1 protein-coding gene is annotated in these 1,415 nt (G+C 37.3%); it reads left to right on the top strand.

What is annotated here, in order from left to right; all coding sequences use genetic code 11:
* Window positions 1-124: 124 nt before the first annotated feature.
* Window positions 125-1,381: an ISL3 family transposase gene (locus tag HT717_RS08700; protein ID WP_173305054.1), complete on the top strand. Its 1,257-nt coding sequence runs from the start codon at window positions 125-127 to the stop codon at window positions 1,379-1,381.
* Window positions 1,382-1,415 lie beyond the last annotated feature (34 nt).

Here is a 1,415-nt window from a genome sequence, read left to right as displayed (position 1 = left end):
GGCTCTATAATATTTGTAGTGGGTAAATCCCCTATGGATATTATGGAACCTATTTTGTTGTAGAAAAAAAGTTCCATATGACCTATAATGAAAAGCGACTAAACAACTCATTAGAAAGATTCATATGGAACAATTACATTTTATCACAAAACTACTCGATATCAAAGACCCTAATATCCAAATTATAGATGTCATTAATAGAGATACACACAAGGAAATCATCGCTAAACTGGATTATGAGGCTCCATCTTGTCCTGATTGCGGAAGTCAAATGAAAAAATATGACTTTCAAAAACCGTCTAAGGTTCCTTACTTTGAAACTACTGGTATGCCTACTAGAATCCTCCTTAGAAAACGTCGATTCAAGTGCTATCATTGCTCTAAAATGATGGTCGCTGAGACTTCTCTCGTCAAGAAGAATCACCAAATCCCTCGTATCATCAACCAAAAGATTGCCCAGAAGCTAATTGAAAAGACTTCTATGACCGATATTGCTCATCAGCTGGCCATTTCAACTTCAACTGTCATTCGCAAGCTCAATGACTTCCGTTTTAAGCATGATTTTTCTCGTCTGCCTAAGATTATGTCCTGGGACGAATATGCCTTTACAAAGGGAAAAATGAGTTTCATTGCGCAAGATTTTGACAATCTCAATATCATCACTGTTCTTGAAGGTAGAACACAAGCTATCATAAGAAATCATTTTCTGCGCTACAATCGCGCTGTTCGTTGTCAGGTAAAAATCATTACTATGGATATGTTTAGCCCTTACTATGACTTGGCTAAACAGCTTTTTCCGTGTGCTAAAATCGTTCTTGATCGCTTTCACATTGTTCAACACTTAAGTCGTGCTATGAGTCGTGTGCGTGTTCAAATCATAAATCAGTTTGAGCGAAAATCCCATGAATACAAGGCTATCAAGCGCTACTGGAAGCTCATTCAACAGGATAGTCGTAAACTCAGCGATAAACGTTTTTATCGCCCTACTTTTCGCATGCACTTAACCAATAAAGAGATTCTAGACAAGCTTTTAAGCTATTCAGAAAACTTGAAACACCACTATCATCTCTATCAACTCTTGATTTTTCACTTTCAGAATAAGGAACCAGAGAAATTTTTCGGACTCATTGAGGACAATCTTAAGCTGGTTCATCCTCTTTTTCAGACTGTCTTTAAGACCTTTCTAAAGGACAAAGAGAAAATCGTCAATGCCCTTCAGTTACCCTATTCCAACGCAAAATTGGAAGCGACGAATAATCTCATCAAACTTATCAAACGCAATGCCTTTGGTTTTCGGAACTTTGAAAACTTCAAAAAACGGATTTTTATCGCTCTGAACATCAAAAAAGAAAGGACGAAATTTGTCCTTTCTCGAGCTTAGCTTTTCTTCAACCCACTACAGTTGACAAAGAGCC

Source organism: Streptococcus sp. 959, from assembly GCF_013277075.1.
Taxonomy (GTDB): Bacteria; Bacillota; Bacilli; order Lactobacillales; family Streptococcaceae; genus Streptococcus; species Streptococcus pseudopneumoniae_C.
This window is presented reverse-complemented; position numbering and strand designations above follow the sequence as displayed.

Excerpts from the sequence above, each read along its gene's own strand:
- HT717_RS08700 (WP_173305054.1), top strand. The coding sequence starts at position 125 with ATGGAACAATTACATTTTATCACAAAACTACTCGATATCAAAGACCCT.